Source organism: Mycobacterium sp. E1747 (genome assembly GCF_001667775.1).
Taxonomy (GTDB): Bacteria; Actinomycetota; Actinomycetes; order Mycobacteriales; family Mycobacteriaceae; genus Mycobacterium.
This window is the reverse complement of record NZ_LZJI01000191.1, coordinates 1-15,603: the sequence shown is the minus strand read 5'-3', so window position 1 is coordinate 15,603 and position 15,603 is coordinate 1. Positions and strand designations below refer to the sequence as shown.

The 15,603-nt window shown below is 70.0% G+C and carries 16 protein-coding genes and 1 pseudogene; 7 read left to right on the top strand and 10 right to left on the bottom strand.

The genetic code is table 11. The annotated features are described in order from the left end of the window. A pseudogene (locus A5695_RS19230) lies at positions 1 to 693 on the bottom strand (hypothetical protein); the annotation flags it as partial. 293 nt (positions 694 to 986) lie between these two features. On the opposite strand from A5695_RS19230, the gene A5695_RS19225 reads away from it, so the two are divergent. The 3 genes from A5695_RS19225 to A5695_RS19215 are packed head-to-tail and all read left to right on the top strand — an operon-like array spanning position 987 to position 4,389. Next, on the top strand, positions 987 to 2,168 hold the full coding sequence (locus A5695_RS19225) for an NAD(P)/FAD-dependent oxidoreductase (RefSeq protein ID WP_068085649.1): 1,182 nt from the start codon (positions 987 to 989) through the stop codon (positions 2,166 to 2,168). After that, positions 2,165 to 3,076 (top strand): RNA polymerase sigma-70 factor, encoded by a 912-nt coding sequence (locus A5695_RS19220; RefSeq protein WP_068085648.1) that lies wholly within the window; start codon positions 2,165 to 2,167, stop codon positions 3,074 to 3,076. Before A5695_RS19225 ends, A5695_RS19220 begins: the two co-directional genes overlap by 4 nt. A 59-nt stretch (positions 3,077 to 3,135) precedes the next feature. After that, complete coding sequence (locus A5695_RS19215) at positions 3,136 to 4,389, top strand: aminodeoxychorismate synthase component I (protein ID WP_068085644.1); 1,254 nt, start codon at positions 3,136 to 3,138, stop codon at positions 4,387 to 4,389. 3 nt (positions 4,390 to 4,392) lie between these two features. Here the strand turns inward: A5695_RS19215 and rsmI are convergent, their stop codons facing one another. Beyond that, complete coding sequence (gene rsmI / locus A5695_RS19210) at positions 4,393 to 5,229, bottom strand: 16S rRNA (cytidine(1402)-2'-O)-methyltransferase (RefSeq protein ID WP_068085643.1); 837 nt, start codon at positions 5,227 to 5,229, stop codon at positions 4,393 to 4,395. Positions 5,230 to 5,254: 25 nt separating this feature from the next. On the opposite strand from rsmI, the gene A5695_RS19205 reads away from it, so the two are divergent. Then, the gene (locus tag A5695_RS19205; RefSeq protein WP_068085637.1) at positions 5,255 to 6,823 is read left to right on the top strand and encodes a dolichyl-phosphate-mannose--protein mannosyltransferase; all 1,569 of its coding nucleotides are present in this window, start codon (positions 5,255 to 5,257) and stop codon (positions 6,821 to 6,823) included. A gap of 80 nt (positions 6,824 to 6,903) precedes the next feature. On the opposite strand, the gene arcA is transcribed toward A5695_RS19205, so the two are convergent. Continuing rightward, complete coding sequence (gene arcA / locus A5695_RS19200) at positions 6,904 to 8,118, bottom strand: arginine deiminase (protein WP_068085636.1); 1,215 nt, start codon at positions 8,116 to 8,118, stop codon at positions 6,904 to 6,906. Between the two features lie 87 nt (positions 8,119 to 8,205). Here arcA and A5695_RS19195 point away from each other — a divergent pair, with 87 nt between their 5' ends. Beyond that, on the top strand, positions 8,206 to 8,802 hold the full coding sequence (locus tag A5695_RS19195) for an alpha-ketoglutarate-dependent dioxygenase AlkB (protein ID WP_197515552.1): 597 nt from the start codon (positions 8,206 to 8,208) through the stop codon (positions 8,800 to 8,802). Positions 8,803 to 8,804: 2 nt separating this feature from the next. On the opposite strand, the gene A5695_RS19190 is transcribed toward A5695_RS19195, so the two are convergent. The 3 genes from A5695_RS19190 to A5695_RS19180 form a co-directional block, all read right to left on the bottom strand. Then, complete coding sequence (locus A5695_RS19190; RefSeq protein WP_369830212.1) at positions 8,805 to 9,422, bottom strand: DUF5642 family protein; 618 nt, start codon at positions 9,420 to 9,422, stop codon at positions 8,805 to 8,807. A gap of 64 nt (positions 9,423 to 9,486) precedes the next feature. Continuing rightward, entirely contained in the window at positions 9,487 to 10,173 is a 687-nt protein-coding gene (locus A5695_RS19185; RefSeq protein WP_068085628.1) for a DUF5642 family protein, read from the bottom strand. Beyond that, a complete protein-coding gene (locus tag A5695_RS19180) occupies positions 10,170 to 11,120 on the bottom strand; it encodes a GNAT family N-acetyltransferase (protein ID WP_068085662.1) in 951 nt (316 codons plus the stop codon). Before A5695_RS19180 ends, A5695_RS19185 begins: the two co-directional genes overlap by 4 nt. Positions 11,121 to 11,399: 279 nt before the next feature. Here A5695_RS19180 and A5695_RS19175 point away from each other — a divergent pair, with 279 nt between their 5' ends. Continuing rightward, positions 11,400 to 12,227 (top strand): WecB/TagA/CpsF family glycosyltransferase, encoded by an 828-nt coding sequence (locus A5695_RS19175; protein WP_231974904.1) that lies wholly within the window; start codon positions 11,400 to 11,402, stop codon positions 12,225 to 12,227. Here the strand turns inward: A5695_RS19175 and A5695_RS19170 are convergent. The 3 genes from A5695_RS19170 to A5695_RS19160 are packed head-to-tail and all read right to left on the bottom strand — an operon-like array spanning position 12,193 to position 14,371. Then, complete coding sequence (locus A5695_RS19170) at positions 12,193 to 12,744, bottom strand: HAD-IIIA family hydrolase (RefSeq protein WP_068085625.1); 552 nt, start codon at positions 12,742 to 12,744, stop codon at positions 12,193 to 12,195. The genes A5695_RS19175 and A5695_RS19170 overlap by 35 nt on opposite strands. A gap of 2 nt (positions 12,745 to 12,746) precedes the next feature. Continuing rightward, positions 12,747 to 13,364, bottom strand: a complete 618-nt coding sequence (locus A5695_RS19165; RefSeq protein WP_197515551.1) for an SIS domain-containing protein — start codon at positions 13,362 to 13,364, stop codon at positions 12,747 to 12,749. Further along, entirely contained in the window at positions 13,352 to 14,371 is a 1,020-nt protein-coding gene (locus A5695_RS19160; RefSeq protein ID WP_068085617.1) for a GHMP kinase, read from the bottom strand. The genes A5695_RS19165 and A5695_RS19160 overlap by 13 nt, the downstream gene beginning before the upstream one ends. 186 nt (positions 14,372 to 14,557) lie before the next feature. Between A5695_RS19160 and A5695_RS19155 the strand changes: the two genes are divergently transcribed. After that, positions 14,558 to 15,298: a class I SAM-dependent methyltransferase gene (locus tag A5695_RS19155; RefSeq protein ID WP_068085614.1), complete on the top strand. Its 741-nt coding sequence runs from the start codon at positions 14,558 to 14,560 to the stop codon at positions 15,296 to 15,298. Positions 15,299 to 15,302: 4 nt separating this feature from the next. Here A5695_RS19155 and A5695_RS19150 read toward each other — a convergent pair whose 3' ends face one another. Beyond that, positions 15,303 to 15,554 (bottom strand): hypothetical protein, encoded by a 252-nt coding sequence (locus A5695_RS19150; RefSeq protein WP_068085611.1) that lies wholly within the window; start codon positions 15,552 to 15,554, stop codon positions 15,303 to 15,305. Positions 15,555 to 15,603: the final 49 nt, after the last annotated feature.

Here is a 15,603-nt window from a genome sequence, read left to right as displayed (position 1 = left end):
CATCCGGACTGGATCCGCTCGGCGGCCACCAGCTATCCCGCGCCACCCAACAGTTCCGCACCGGGAGTCACGCAGGTGGTGCCGAACTGGAACGACGGCGACTACCTCAACAACTTCGGCCAGCTGCTCGCCGCGCTCGGCCGGCGCTACGACGGCGACGAGCGGCTCAGCGTCTTCGAGTTCTCCGGGTACGGCGACTTCGGCGAGAACAGCCTCGCGTACCTGCGTGACTCCCGGTGCGGAACTGTTGGGTGGCGCGGGATAGCTGGTGGCCGCCGAGCGGATCCAGTCCGGAATCGCGATGTTGGTGTTGCCCGGATAGGAATCGTTGCAACAGGACTTGTAGGCGTACACGCCCAGCATCAGCCGCATGTTGCGGCTGCCGAGCTTCGTCAGCGCGTCGTCGATGGCACTGAAGTCGAACTTACGGTCGTCGGGAGCATCGGAGGGCAGCGTGCGCGGGTCGACCGGCTGCAGCTGCCGCCACGAGACCCGCAAACTGGCATCATACGACGCGGGCCAGGGTGCGTACCGCTGCACTGGATTCCCTTGCGGGAAAAGCGGATTCATGCCCTCTTCATATTGACCGCGCAGCGGGTTTCCGATCTCTTGAGCGGTCGGCGGAATGGCCGGACTGACCATGGCGGACAATGGCCCGGGATCGCTCTTGCCGCCGCATCCGCTCAACAGCATCGCCGTGCACACGACAGCGGCCAGCGCGCTCGTCCTCGACTTCACGGTTGCTTCTCCCAAGACACACCGATGCTCACTGAAGCGGCCCCATACTGCCTGGGTTATCTGGTGCGGGTCTGGCGACGCGGGGCAGGTCACGAATTTGGCGTAGCGCAGCCTAGCACGCAGGACCCGACCGTCCCCCGGTCTCGCGGCCGGGGCAGTGAGACGGGTCACAATATGGGCGGCCGTGTCACGCTCGAGGAATCCGCGGTGTCTCAAGGGCATCAGGCCCGCGAGAACAGGAGACAGCAATGACCGAGATGGTCGCCCAGAAATATCATGTCGTCGTGGTCGGAGGCGGATACGCCGGAACCCTGGCCGCGAACCATCTGCGCCAGCGTCCGGACATCGACATCACCCTGGTGAACGCCCGCCCCGTGTTCGTGGAGCGGATCCGCTTGCACCAGTTGGTCGCCGACACCGGTGCCGCGACCGCGGACTACGCGACGCTGCTCGGCGACGGTATCCGGTTGGTCGTCGACACCGTCGAGCGCATCGACGCCGCCGCCCGGCGCGTCGTGATGTCCTCGGGCGCCGAGCTCGACTACGACTACCTGATCTACGCCGTCGGCAGCACCGGCGCGAGCCCCGCGGACGTGCCCGGGTGCGCCGACTTCGCCTATCCGATAGCCCACCTGGAGGGCGCGCAGCGGTTGCGCTACGCGCTCGCCGATCTGCCGCTGGCCGCGCCCGTCACCGTCGTCGGCGGCGGGCTGACCGGCATTGAAACGGCTTCCGAGCTGGCCGAACGGGGCCGGCAGGTGACCCTGGTGTGCGGCGCGGCGCTCGGCCCGTCGCTGAGCAGGCGGGGCCGCCGGTCCGTCGCCAAGCGGCTGCGCGGTTTCGGGGTCAACGTGGTGGAATCCGCGACGGTGACCGAGGTGCGCTGGGACGCGGTGGTGTTGGGCGACGGCGCGGTGCTGCCGAGCGCGGCGACCATCTGGACGGCCGGCTTCGCCGTGCCGGACCTGGCCGCCCGCAGCGGCTTGAGCACCGACGCGCTGGGCCGGCTGCTCACCGACGAGACGCTGACCAGCGTCGACACTCCCTACGTCGTCGCCGCCGGCGACGCCGCCGCGCCGTCTGGTCAGCCGCTGCGGATGAGCTGCCAGGCCGCCGGACCGCTGGGCGCGCAGGCGGCCAACACCGTGCTCAGCCGCATCTCCGGAACCGCCCCCGCCACGCTCAGCCAGGCGTTCGTCGGCCAGTGCATCAGCCTCGGCCGCAGCTACGGCACGGTTCAGCTGGCCCACACCGACGACACTCCGGTGGACTTGGCGATCGGCGGCCGGACCGGCGCGTCGATCAAAGAGGCCATCTGCAAGGGCACGCTGTGGGCCATCCGGCGCGAGGCCGCCAAGCCTGGCTCCTACCGCTGGATCAAGGGCGGCAAGCGGCCCGCGCAGGAACCGGCCGAGATCGCGCTGCGATGACGCGCCCACCCGCCGGCGGTGAGCACGCGGAACGGTTCACCGTGCTGCGGCCGCTGCTGTTCACCATCGCCTACGAGATGCTGGGCTCGGCCACCGAGGCCGACGACGTGCTGCAGGACAGCTACCTGCGGTGGGCCGCGGTCGACTTGTCCACGATCCGCGACACCAAGTCCTACCTGGCCCAGCTGGTGACCCGGCAATCGCTCAATGCCCTGCGCGCCGACGCGCGCCGACGCGAGGAGTACGTGGGCCCGTGGCTGCCCGAGCCGCTGCTGCTCGACGAGCAGGATCCCTCGGCCGATATCGTTCTGGCCGAATCCATTTCGATGGCGATGCTGGTCCTGCTGGAAACGCTGAGCCCCGACGAACGGGCGGTGTTCCTGCTGCGCGAGGTGTTCGGTTTCGACTACGGGGAGATCGCGGAGGCGGTGGGCAGGCCGGCGCCGACGGTGCGGCAGGTGGCACACCGGGCCCGCGAACACGTCCGGGCGCGGCGGAAAAGGTTCGACGCGGCAGACCCGCAACGCAACGCCGAGCTCACCGCCCAGTTCCTGCAGACGGCCGCCAGCGGCGACGTCCAAACCCTGATGACGCTGCTCGCGCCCGACGCCACCTGGACGGCGGACAGCGGCGGCAAGGTGTCCGCGGCGCGCCGGCCGGTGGTGGGCGCCGATCGGGTGGCCCGGGCCATCATCGGCCTGATCCGCAAGGCGACCGAGATCGCGGAATTCCGCGTCGACACGGTGACCTGCAACGGCGCGCCGGCCGTGCTGCTCTTCCTCGGCGACCACCTCGAAGGGGTGATCACGCTCGAGATCGCGGGCGACAAGATCACCAACTTCTACGTGACGCGCAATCCGGACAAGCTGGCGGCCCTGGCGACCGCCCGAGACGTCAGCCGCGGGTAAGTTCGACCGGTCGACCACGCCCGCAGTGCGAAAACCGGCCTTTCTGTCAAGCTAGGGCGGTGCGTATCGACCGGCTCGGCGACCTTGGCGCCGCATCCCAGGTGTTGCGCGCCGTCGGGGACGCCACGACACGCTTCGGCCTGCCGCCGCCGGCCGCGCTGACCGGCGACTGGTTCGACTCCCTGGCGGTCATCGCCCCGAGCGTGTCGGCCCAGCCGGTCGACCTCGACGCCGCTTTCGCCGTCCAGCAGAACCCCCGCACGGTCGACCCGCGGGCGGTGGGCGGCGGCTGGATCGGTTACCTCTCCTATCCCGATCCGGGCGCCGACGACCGGCCGAACCGCGTCCCCGAAGCCGCCGGCGGGTGGACCGACTGCGTGCTGCGCCGCGACCGGGACGGCCAGTGGTGGTACGAGAGTCTTTCCGGAGCGGCCATTGCCGACTGGCTGGCCGCCGCGCTGGCCACCGCGCCTTCGCCGGTCCGCGACTGCAGGATCGACTGGGGTCCCGCCGATCGGGCCGCGCACCGCGACGGCGTGCTCAACTGCCTGGAGGCCATCCGCGCCGGCGAGGTCTACCAGGCGTGCGTGTGCACGCAGTTCACCGGGACGATCACCGGCGCGCCGCTGGATTTCTTCGCCGACGGCATCGCCCGTACCTCCCCCGCGCGGGCGGCCTACGTCGCCGGGCCGTGGGGCGCGGTGGCGTCGCTGTCGCCGGAGCTTTTTCTGCGGCGGCGCGGGACGCTCGTGACGTCCAGCCCGATCAAGGGCACGCTGCCGCTGGACGCGTGGCCGTCGGCGCTGCGGGCGTCGGCGAAGGAGGTCGCCGAAAACATCATGATCGTCGACCTGGTGCGCAACGACCTCGGCCGCGTGGCGATCGTCGGCACCGTGACCGTGCCCGAGTTGTTGGTGGTGCGGCGCGCCCCCGGGGTATGGCACCTGGTGTCCACCGTGTCCGCACGGGTGCCCGCCGAACTGCCCACCTCGGCGTTGCTGGACGCCGCCTTCCCGCCGGCCTCGGTCACCGGCACCCCCAAACAACGGGCGCGCCAACTGCTTTCGCAGTGGGAGCCGCATCGCCGTGGAATCTATTGCGGCACAATCGGTTTGGCCTCTCCTGTGGCGGGCTGTGAACTGAACGTCGCCATCCGCACGGTGGAGTTCGACGCGGCGGGCGGCGCCGTGCTGGGCGTCGGCGGCGGCATCACCGCCGACTCCGATCCCGACGCCGAGTGGGCCGAATGCCTGCACAAGGCGTCGCCCATCGTCGGGCAGCCCCGCATCGCGGCCGCGTTCTCGGCCGGCTGACCCTCACGCGCGGCGGGACTGCAGCACCGCGTCGTAGAGCTGGCGCGAGCGCACCCCGGGATGCTCGGCGGCCACCTCGCCGCAGGCATCCTTGACGCGCACGCCGCCGGCGACCAGCTCCTCCACCTGTGCGACCAGCGACGGCAGGTCGGCGCGCGGCGTGGCCCCGGCCAGCACGACGGTGACCTCGCCGAGCACCCCGTCGTCCGCCCAGGCCGCCAGCTCGTCGAGCGACCCGCGCACCACCTCCTCGTGCACCTTGGTCAGCTCCCGGCAGATCGCCGCCCGCCGGGCCCCGCCGAGTCTCTCGACGGCATCGCGCAAACACGCGGCGAGCCGGCGCGGCGATTCGAAGAACACGCAGGTGCGCCGCTCGTCGGCCAGCGAGTCCAGCCAGGCGCGCCGCGCGGCGGTCTTGCGGGGGGCGAAACCCTCGAAGCAGAACTTTTCCGCGGGCAACCCGGAGAGGGCCAGCGCGGTCATCACCGCCGAAGGGCCGGGGAGGCACGTCAGCGGAATCCCGGCGGCCACGCACGCCGCGACCAACCGGAAGCCGGGGTCGCTGATCAGCGGCATCCCGGCATCGCTGACCACCAGCACCGTCGCGCCGGCCTGCAGCGCGCTGATCAGGGGATCCACCCGTGCCGCCTCGACCCGGTCGAACAGGCTGATCACGCGGCCGGTGATGATGACGTCCAGGGCTTTCGCCAGCGTCCGCACCCGCCGGGTGTCCTCCGCCGCCACCACGTCGGCGTGGGCGAGGGCGTCGATCAGGCGGGGTGAGGCGTCCGACGGCTGGCCCAACGGGGTGGCCCCCAGCAACAGGCGGCCAGTGGTCATGACGGACAGCCTACGATCGACACCGATGTCCGCCCCGCCCCGCGAAGCCTTGGTTGCCGGCCAGGAGCGTGTCGTGCCCGTGGTCAGCCCGGGGCCGACAGTTCCGGTGGCTGACTTCGGCCCCACCGATCAGATTCGTGGCTGGGTCGTGACGGGCGTCATCGCCGTGCTGGCAACGATCAGCCGGTTCCTCAACCTCGGTTCGCCGACCGACGCCGGCACGCCCGTCTTCGACGAGAAGCACTACGCGCCCCAGGCCTGGCAGGCGCTGCACAACCACGGGGTGGAGGACAACCCCGGCTTCGGCCTGGTGGTGCATCCGCCGGTCGGTAAGCAGCTGATCGCGGTCGGCGAGGCGATCTTCGGTTACAACGGCGTCGGCTGGCGGTTCACCGGCGCCCTGCTCGGCGTGGTGCTGGTCGTGCTGGTGACGCGGATCGTCCGGCGGATCACCCGCTCCACACTGGTCGGCGCGATCGCCGGAATTCTGGTGATCTGCGACGGCGTCAGCTTCGTCACCGCGCGGACCGCCCTGCTCGACGGCATCCTCACCTTCTTCGTGGTCGCGGCATTCGGCGCCCTGATCGTCGACCGGGACCAGGTACGCGAGCGCATGCACGTCGCGCTGCTTGCCGGGCGCGCCGCCGAAACGGTGTGGGGTCCGCGACTGGGGGTGCGGTGGTGGCGCTTCCTCGCCGGTGTCCTGCTCGGATTGGCTTGCGGGACAAAGTGGTCCGGGCTGTATTTCGTGCTGTTCTTCGGGGCGATGTCGCTGGCGTTCGACGTGGCGGCGCGGCGCCAGTACCAGGTGACCCGGCCCTGGATGGGGGTGTTGCGGCGTGATCTGATCCCGACCGCTTACGCACTGGTGCTCATCCCGTTCGCGGTGTACCTGGCCAGTTACGCGCCGTGGTTCGCGTCCGAGACGGCTATCGACCGCCACGAGGTGGGCCAGTCGATCGGGCCCCGCTCAGTGGTGCCGCTGCCGGATGCCATTCGCTCGCTATGGCATTACACCGCCAAGGCTTTCGACTTCCACAAGAGCCTGACCAACGCCGCCGGCAACTACCACCCATGGGAGTCCAAGCCATGGGCCTGGCCGATGTCGTTGCGGCCGGTGCTCTATGCGATCGATCAGCAGAACGTGTCCGGATGCGGGGCGCAATCGTGCGTCAAGGCGGAGATGCTGGTGGGCACCCCGGCCATGTGGTGGCTCGCGGTGCCCGTTCTGGTCTACGCGTGCTGGCGCACGTTCGTCCGCCGCGACTGGCGTTACGCCGTTGTGCTGACCGGCTATTGCGCCGGGTGGCTGCCCTGGTTCGCCGACATCGACCGGCAGATGTACTTCTTCTACGCGGCGACTATGGGGCCGTTCCTGGTGATGGGCATCGCCCTGATATGCGGGGACATCCTCTACCCGCCCGGCCGAACCCGCGGCCTGGGCCCGGAACGGCGCACGCTGGGGCTGATCGCGGTGTGCTGCTACGTGGCCGTGGTCGTGACCAACTTCGCCTGGCTGTTCCCGGTGCTCACCGGGCTGCCGATCTCGCAACAAACGTGGGACATGGAAATCTGGCTGCCCAGCTGGCGCTGACCTTTTCGCCGAAATTGCCGTGAGGGCTGTGAAACGCGCGCTGCCCACAACCACTGCGGCAATGTCGGCAATGTCGACGTCTAACGCACCGGATCGCGGGCCACGGGGCAGGACATGCACCGCGGGCCGCCGCGGCCGGTGCCCAGCTCGGAGCCCGCGATGGTGAGCACCTCGATGCCCGCCTCCTGCAGCCGGGCGTTGGTCTGCGCGTTGCGCTCGTAGGCGACGACGACGCCGGGCGCCAACGCGAGCGTGTTGTTGCCGTCGTCCCACTGCTCCCGTTCGGCGACGACGGGGTCCAACCCCGTGTCGATGACGCGCAGCTGGTCGATCTCCATCGCCTTGGCGGCGGCCTCCAGGAATGGCGCCTCGTCGCTGATGGCGACCCCCTCAGGCGTGCGCTCGATGGTGAACGCCGAGAGCGTGTCGACGACGTTGGCGTACATCACCACGGTGTCGGTGTCGACCATCGTGCACACCGTGTCCAAGTGCATCTGGGCGCGACGCTGGGCGATCGGCACGGCGAGCACCTTGCGCGCGAGGTCGTCGTCGAAAAGGCTGCGCGCCAACGCTTCCGCACCCGCCGGGGTGGTCCGCTCACCGACGCCGACGGCGACCACCCCGGGCGCGAGCAGCAGCACGTCACCGCCCTCGACGGGCGCGGTCCGCGACTCATAAGCGCGCCGCACCCCGGTGAACCGCGGGTGATGGGCGTAGATGAGATCGGTCAGCGACGCCTCGCGCACCCGGGCGCGCAACGCCAGCGTGGGAATCACCACGCGCGGACCGATCCAGATCGACGAGTCCCGGGTGAACACCAGGTTGGGCAGCGGCTCGATGACGAAGTCCGCCCCCTGGTGCATGCGCAGCACCAGCGACACGTCGGTCCGGATGTCCGACGGCAACTCGTTGAACGTCATGCCGGCCATCAGCACCTGGGTCAGCCTGCCGGCGTCGAGTCCCCGAAGGTAACCCGAAAGGGCTTGCGCCAGCGGCACTCCCAGCCGACGCGCGTCGACCGCGGCGGCCACGCCCTGCATCCGGGCGGCCCCACTGTGGGTCAGCGCCTCGGCCAACAGGTCCGCCAACAAGAGCACCTCCACGCCGCGCGTGCGCAGCAACTCGGCGAACTGGTCGTGTTCGTCCTGCGCGCGGGCGACCCAGGGCAGCCCGTCGAAGAGCAGCTGATCCATGTTGCGCGGATTGAGCCGCCGCAGCTCGCCGCCGGGGCGGTGCAGGATGACGACGCGCAGCGCTCCCACCTCGGAATCGGTGCCCAGCTCGATCACACCCACAACCGTAGCCGCGCCGCGGTCGACCTTCCCGGCACACGCCCTCGCACGCACCCGGCGATCGAACGGGTGTGCGATAGACTGGTCGCCGTGGAGATGGCGGTACAAGGCTCCCTGTTCGCACACACCGAGCGCAGGCAACTCGGTGACGGCGCCTTTATCGAAATCCGCGCCGGCTGGTTCACCGAGGCCGACGACCTGCTCGACGCCCTCCTGACCGCGGTGCCCTGGCGGGAAGAGCGCCGCCAGATGTACGACCGGGTGGTCGACGTACCGCGGCTGGTGAGCTTTCACGACCTCACCGTCGACGAACCTCCGCATCCCCTGCTGGCCCGGCTGCGGCGCCGGCTCAACGACATCTACGCCGGCGAACTCGGCGAGCCGTTCACCACCGTGGGGTTGTGCTGCTACCGCGACGGCTCCGACAGCGTCGCCTGGCACGGCGACACCATCGGCCGCAGCAGCTCAGAGGACACCATGGTGGCGATCATCAGCCTGGGCGCCACCCGCACGTTCGCCATGCGGCGGCGCGGCGGGGGCCCGTCGTTGCGCCTGCCGCAGGCGCACGGGGACCTGCTGGTGATGGGCGGCTCGTGCCAACGCACCTGGGAGCACGCCGTGCCCAAGACGTCGGCGCCGGTGGGCCCGCGCATCAGCATTCAGTTCCGCCCGCGCGGCGTGCGCTAAGCCTAGCTGCGGACCGCCTTCACCGCGCTCACCAGCAAGTCGCGGGCGCGCTGCGTATCGACCGGCGCGACGGGCTGCCCGGGGACCACCAGCGGATTGGCCGTGACGATCACCTGGTAATCGCCGAATTGGGCCGAATAGTCGTAGAGTTCGCCGGTGCGTGGGCCACCGGCGACCAACGCCTGCAGCACGCGGTGCACCCCCAGCGTGTGGGTCCCGTCGATTTGCGGGGCGTCGACCACCTCCATACCGCCGCGCAGCTGCGGCCCGGAGAACCCGACCTTCATGCAGTCCTTGCCGGGTTCGTTGAGAGGCAACGCTTTTGACGTTTCGACGGCGATCACCACGAACCGGTTGCCCTTGCCCTCGGCGGAGACCGCGGCCATGTTGCCCTGCAGGTCCGGCGGCATTTCCGGTCCCGTCGCCGCCTTCGCGCAGTTGGCGGGATCGAACGTCAGCCCCTCCGGAAGCTTGCGGCCGGACAGCACCTTGGGATCGATCCCCCGCTCGCCGATGTCGGTGACCTGGAAATCGGGCCCGAAGCTCGACTTGACGCCGGCGACCTTCTTGATGTCGACTTTCGCCGAGGTCGCCTCCCCCGACGAGCAGCCGGCGAGCATACCCACCGCCGCGACCGTGACCGCCACCTTGAACACCGTGGCCAATCTACCCAAGGCGGGCGCGTCAGCTGCGCAACGTGGACACCGTTTTGACGAGCAGATCGGCGGCGAATTGCGGTGGCAGCGCGGGCACCACCGAACCCGGGTCGGTGGTCAGTGTGGTGAACGCGTAGAAGTTGCCCAGGTACGCGGTGAAGGTGTATGTGCGCGAATCTATCTCGGTGCCCGACTCGACGGATGACCTGACGTCGGCCACCATCCCGACGGTCGGGACGCCGTCGATCTGCGGGGCATCGGTCAGGTGCACGGTCGCCGTCGTTCGCCCGGCGGTCATCGTCCACTGAGCGCACGCGGCCACCACGCCGTCGGGCAGGTCCACCGGCCCGGGCAATGCCACCACCACCGCGTCGACGATGCCGCCGCTGCCCGACCCGGACACGCCCTGGGCCGTCTGGTCAAGCCCATCGCCGGGGTCGGCGAGCCGCCCGCATTGCGCCGGCCTCGCGTGGGTCCCCACCGCGTCCGGCCCGAGGCTCCAGATCACCCGGGGGGACGCCCCGCTGGGGATGCCCGTGGTGGCCTCGTAGCCGGGCGGCAGCTCGCGGACGACACGCTTGATGTTGGCCGGGTTGACCGCCTTTGGCGCAGGCGTTTTCGTGGGCGCCGGTGCGGGAACGGGCGGGTGTGCGTGGCCGCACGCGGCGACCACCAACGCGAGCGCGCAAACCGGGCCGATCCGGAACGGGCTCAGCCGACCACCTCGATCATCTGGCGGGCGACGTGCTCGATCTGGGCGGCCACGTCACGCCGGAATCCGTGGTCGCGCCGGCGGGGCACGTCGACGACGGTGGTGATGACGCCGATGTCCTCGCGCTGCCAGATCGCCCCGTAGTGGTCCATGATGGTGCGCATCGGCAGATTGTCGGAAAGCATTCGCGCGGAGAACTTTTCGACCCCGGCCACCCGGGCGGCGATGGACAGCGCGTTGATCAGAAAGGTGCCGATCCCCCGGCCCTGGTAGGCGTCGGCGACGGTGAACGCGATCTCGGCGACGCTGGGGTCGGCCTCGTCCCGCACGAAACGGGCGTCGGCCACCGGGTCGATGCCATCGATCACCACCCAGACGAAGTGGTCGACGTAATCGACCTCCGACAGGTAGTGCATCAGCGCCGGCGTGGGCAGGCGCGCCGTCATGAACCGCCGGTACAGCGTCTCGCTGGAGAATTGGATGTGCCCGTGCACGGTTCGCTCGCTGTCACCGGGCAACACCGGCCGCAGCATCAGGTGCGTGCCGTCGCGGACCCGAATCGGGATCGGCGTGATGAACCCGGCGAGTCGCTGGCGCACCGTGCGCAGTAGCCGCTCCATCACCCCGGGGATGTGCACCATGCGGACGAATGCGTCGTTGTCGCCGATCCAACCCGTCAGCGGCCCGGCGGTGGTGACCGTCGCGGTCCGCGGGATGTGCCGCAGCAGCGCGATCTCCCCGATCAACATCCCCGGAAGCGCATGCTCGACGATGACCACCCCGTCGTCGCCAACGTGGGTGATCTCGACGATGCCCGACGAGATGAGCAGGAAGGAAACGGCCTGCTCGCCTTGCTTCATCAGCACCTGGCCGGACCCGGCGCGCAGCGGTTGCAGGGAGGCGGCCAACGGCCCGAGATCGGAGGTGGGACATCCCTCGAAGATGTCCATCGTCGCAAGCTCGTCCGCGCGCGCGCCGGTCACGGCCACTGCGATAGCCCGCCAATCACGCGGTCGTGGCGCGGGTCTGCGCCTCGCGGTGACCGCCGCTGTGCCATGACCTGCCCGCCTGCGTTGCCGTCGTCTACCCCGCCAGTCCCGAAACTCCGACGCGGTCGGATGTTGCCCAGGTTATGGGCTTGGTTCCGGGCGCGGCAAGGACGTGCGGCCGATAGTTCGCGAGGGCGCGTCGGCAGGTCGGCCCGCGTTGCCGCGGGGCATGATGTTCGGGTGAGCGCAGCCCGCCGAAGTTCACCGAGGCTGACCGGCGCGGGCCCGCGGAAAATCCAGGTGGGCGGTCTCTGGTTCGACGCCCTGACCGAAGGGCAGGTCGTCGAGGCGGTGCGTGCCGGCTGGGCCGGCGGCCGGGGCGGCTCGATCGTGCCGGTGAACATCGATGTGGCGCTGGCGGCCGCGCGCCGGGCCGAGCTCGCCGACCTGATCGCCCGCGCCACCCTTGTGGTCGCCGACGGCATGCCCCTGGTGTGGGCGGCGCGGGTCAAGGGCGATCGGCTGCCCGAGCGCGTCGCCGGTTCCTCGCTGATAGTTCCGTTGAGCGCCGCGGCGGCCGCCGACGGCAAGTCGGTGTACCTGCTCGGCGGCGCCGAGGGCGTCCCGGAGCAGGCGGCCGCGGCGCTCGTCGCGCAGTGCACCGGGCTGCGTATCGCGGGCACGTGCTCGCCGCCCTTCGGCTTCGACCGCACGGAGGAGGGGGCGCGGAGCGCGGTGGCCGCCGTCGTGGCCGCCGCGCCGGACCTGGTCTTCGTCGGCCTGGGCTTCCCTCGGCAGGAACGCCTCATCGAGCTGCTGCGCGCGGAGCTGCCCGGTGCCTGGTTCCTCGCCTGCGGCGGCGGCATCGCGATGACCGCCGGGGTCGTCCGGCGGGCGTCGCCGGTGCTGCAAAGGCTGGGATTCGAGTGGGTGCACCGGCTGGCGCTCGAGCCGCGCCGCCTCGCCCGCCGATACCTGCGCGACGATCTTCCGTTTGCGCTGACGTTGATGATTCGCTCTGCGGCGCAACGGTTTAGGCGGGGCGAGAGTCCTTCGCGCTCAGGATGAGCCGCACCGCGGCGGCGAGGTCGTCGACCACGGCGTCGGCGCCGTACGCGTCTCCCCCGCCGGGGCGCAGCAGGACGGTCGCCGCGCCGGCGGCCCGGCCGGCCAGCACATCGGTCTCGCTGTCGCCGATCATCACCGACTCGCCCAGCGCGAACCCGTGTTCGCGCGCCGCACGCACCAACATGCCCGCCTCCGGCTTGCGACAGTCGCAGCTGGCCGTCGCGTGCGGGCAGTGATACTCGGCGTCGAGGCGGGCGCCCTCGTCCGCCAGGAGCCGTTCCAGCCGGTTCTGGACGGCGCCGAAACGCGCCGCCTCCGCGGCCGGCTCGGACAGCCAGCGCTGATTCGTTACCAGCACGGTGCGCAGGCCGGCCGCGTTCAAGGCGGCCACCGCCCTTGCGGCGCCCGGCAACAACGCCAGCTCTTCGGGCGATCTGACGTACTCGCCGTCGGCGGCCTTGACGTTGATCGTCCCGTCCCGGTCCAGGAAGACCGTGCGGACGTTGCGCAAGTCCATCGTCAGGACGGCCGGGCAAACAAGGCCGCTTCGACCATCTCGCAGATCGAGTGGCCCAGGTGCAGGCAGGCCTCCTGCACGCGCCCGGTGTTGTCGCTGGGCACCCGGATGCACAACGCGGCGACGTCGGCCACCTTGCCGCCGCGCGCGCCGGTAAGCGCCACGGTCGTCATCCCGGCATCGGCGGCCGCCTCGAGCGCGCGGACGACGTTCGGTGAGTTGCCCGACGTGGTGAGGCCGACCACCACATCGCCCGCACGGCCGGCGGCGAGCACCTGGCGGGCGAACACCTCGTCGTAGGAGTAGTCGTTGCCAATCGCCGTCATCGCCGCGGTGGCGTCCGGCAGGCTGATCGCGGCCAGTCCGGGACGGTCAAAAGCGAAGCGTCCCATCAGTTCTGCGGCCAGATGCCCCGCGTCTTGCGCGGATCCGCCGTTACCGAAGAAGATCACCTTCCCGCCGGAGCGCAGCGAAGAGATCATCAGCCGCGCGATCTCGACCGTCTGCGCGGCGACGTCGCCCGAGAGCATCTGCTGCTTGACCGCGATCGTGTCCGCCAAGCGCGCCTGGACCAGCTCGACGCTCGGGGCGACGACGTCCGAGCCGCTCATGCCTGCCATGTCGTCAATCCTTTGCTCTCGAAAGCGAATTCGGTGATGATCGCCCCGGCCGACTCGAGAGATTCGATGAGGCGGTGCTTCCTCGCGAAGTCGCAGAACAGCAAGATGTAACCGCCACCGCCGGCCCCGGTGAGCTTGCCGCCTAGTGCACCGTTGCGCAGGGCCAGGTCATAGAGCTCGTCGATGCGTTCGTTGGTGATGTACGGCGACATGCGCTTCTTCTGCGTCCACGCCTCGCCGAGCAGCGCGCCGAATTCGTTCAGCTTGTTCGTCAACAGGGCGGCCTTCATCGCGACCGCCAGCTCCTTTTGCGCCCGCAGTCCCGCCAGCGTGTCGCCCGCGCCCGTGGTGGCGCGCCGCGTCTGGTCCTCGATGACCCGCGCGGAATCTCGCGTGATGCCGGTAAAGCACAGCAGCAGGCTGAGCTCCAGCTCGAATGCGGTCTCCTCGCGGATGCGCAGCGGGTTGACGATCACGCGGTCGGTGAACTCGATGAAGTTGAATCCGCCGAACGTCGCGGCGTACATGTCCTGCATGCCGCCGGTGATGCCCAGGTCCTCGCGTTCGATGGCGCACGCCAGCTGCGCGGTCTCGTACTCGCCCATCGGTACCCCGTAGTGCTCGGCGAGCAGGCCCGTGAGGGCGACCATCATCGTCGAGGACGAGCCCAGGCCCGAGCCGGGTGGGGCGCTCGACCGCAGCACCAGGTCGTAGCCGTCCGTGCCGTCCTTGCCGAACCTGCGCACGGCAGCCTTGATCAGGTCCAGGCTGCCGTCGTAGAGGATCTCGCTGTCGAGCGTCATCTCGTGGGTGGTCTTGAAGTCCACCGACTCAATCGTGACCCTGCGATCGGTGCGTGGGGAAAGCGAACCCTGCGCGTAGCGGTCGATGGTCGCCGACAGGACGCAGCCGCCCTCGGTGGTGGGGAAAGGCGGTACGTCGGTGCCGCCCCCGGCGAACGAGATCCGCAACGGCGCGCGGGCGCGGATTCGGGGCCGGGAATTCACTGTCGACGTGTATCCGCTCAGCCGACCGACGCGCGTCCCGCGGTCGTCGGCGAAATGTGCGCCACGTGCAACCCCAATACATCGATCTGTCCCGAAGAGCCCTAGCGTAGCAGCCGAATCGGCAGAAAAATCGGGATTCACCTGCGGATTCTGCCCAGCCGTACCCGCCTTCACGAAAGCGATGAAATGACCCAGGATGCAGTCGAATTGACCCGGGGCCTGCTTACCGAGACCGCCGCGCTGCGGCACGGTTTCCTCGACGTACTGGGCGCGTCGACGAGGTCGCCGGCCCCGACGTTCGCCCAGCGCGCGATGAACAGCCCGCTGGTCGCGACGGTCTACGAGCGGCTGTGGCGCCCGGCCGCCTTCTATGTCGCCAGTGGCGTCACCACCGGCGTCGAGCAGCGGCGGGCCGCGTCGGCGCTGAAGCTTTCCGGCGCGGGGAGATTGCTCGACGTGGCTTGTGGCCCAGGCAATTTCACGGGGCCCCTGGCCGGGCAACTAGCGGAAGGCGGCCTGGCCGTCGGTTTCGACATCTCCGAGCCGATGCTGACGCGCGCCGTCCTGGACAACAGCACCGCGCGTACCTGTTATGTCCGCGGTGACGCCCGCGCGTTGCCGTTCGCCGAAGAAACGTTTGACGCGGTCTGCTGCTTCGGCGCGCTGTACCTGATGCCCGAGCCGTTCGGGGTGGCGCGCGAAATGGTGCGGGTGCTGCGGCCAGGGGGGCGGATCGCGATCCTGACCAGCTACACCCCCGACCTGCCCCCCATCCGGCATGTGATGACCAGTGGCGCGCGGGTCATCGGGCTGACCATGTTCGACCGAGACGCCTTCGTGGAGATGTTCTCGTCGGCCGGCCTGGTCGACATCGAGCAGCAGACACAGCGCACGTTGCAGTTCGTCGTCGCCGCGAAGCCCGCCTGACGGGCTAGGAGGCCGCCTTACCCACGCCGAGCACCCGGACCACCGGCGTGCCCGCCTCGCACTCCAACACCCAAGGCTCGCCGCCGTCGACGGGTTCCGAACTGAGCGTGAACATCACCGGCTGACCGCTGCGCTGCGTCATCTGCGTGCATTCGACCCGGAACAGGCGAAAGTCGCCGCCCCGATCGATGGCGAGCGAAAAACCGGGCCGCACCGACTCAACCGGCACCTTCTGCAGGTAGTAGTCAAGGTTCATCCGTCGACCGTATGGTCGTCGGGACGGCGCGCCGGGTGCCGCCACGCTG

Coding starts and splice junctions, on each gene's coding strand:
- A5695_RS19225 (WP_068085649.1), top strand. CDS start 987: ATGACCGAGATGGTCGCCCAGAAATATCATGTCGTCGTGGTCGGAGGC.
- A5695_RS19220 (WP_068085648.1), top strand. CDS start 2,165: ATGACGCGCCCACCCGCCGGCGGTGAGCACGCGGAACGGTTCACCGTG.
- rsmI (WP_068085643.1), bottom strand. CDS start 5,229: ATGACCACTGGCCGCCTGTTGCTGGGGGCCACCCCGTTGGGCCAGCCG.
- A5695_RS19205 (WP_068085637.1), top strand. CDS start 5,255: ATGTCCGCCCCGCCCCGCGAAGCCTTGGTTGCCGGCCAGGAGCGTGTC.
- A5695_RS19190 (WP_369830212.1), bottom strand. CDS start 9,422: ATGCTCGCCGGCTGCTCGTCGGGGGAGGCGACCTCGGCGAAAGTCGAC.
- A5695_RS19180 (WP_068085662.1), bottom strand. CDS start 11,120: ATGGACATCTTCGAGGGATGTCCCACCTCCGATCTCGGGCCGTTGGCC.
- A5695_RS19170 (WP_068085625.1), bottom strand. CDS start 12,744: ATGGACTTGCGCAACGTCCGCACGGTCTTCCTGGACCGGGACGGGACG.
- A5695_RS19165 (WP_197515551.1), bottom strand. CDS start 13,364: ATGGCAGGCATGAGCGGCTCGGACGTCGTCGCCCCGAGCGTCGAGCTG.
- A5695_RS19155 (WP_068085614.1), top strand. CDS start 14,558: ATGACCCAGGATGCAGTCGAATTGACCCGGGGCCTGCTTACCGAGACC.
- A5695_RS19150 (WP_068085611.1), bottom strand. CDS start 15,554: ATGAACCTTGACTACTACCTGCAGAAGGTGCCGGTTGAGTCGGTGCGG.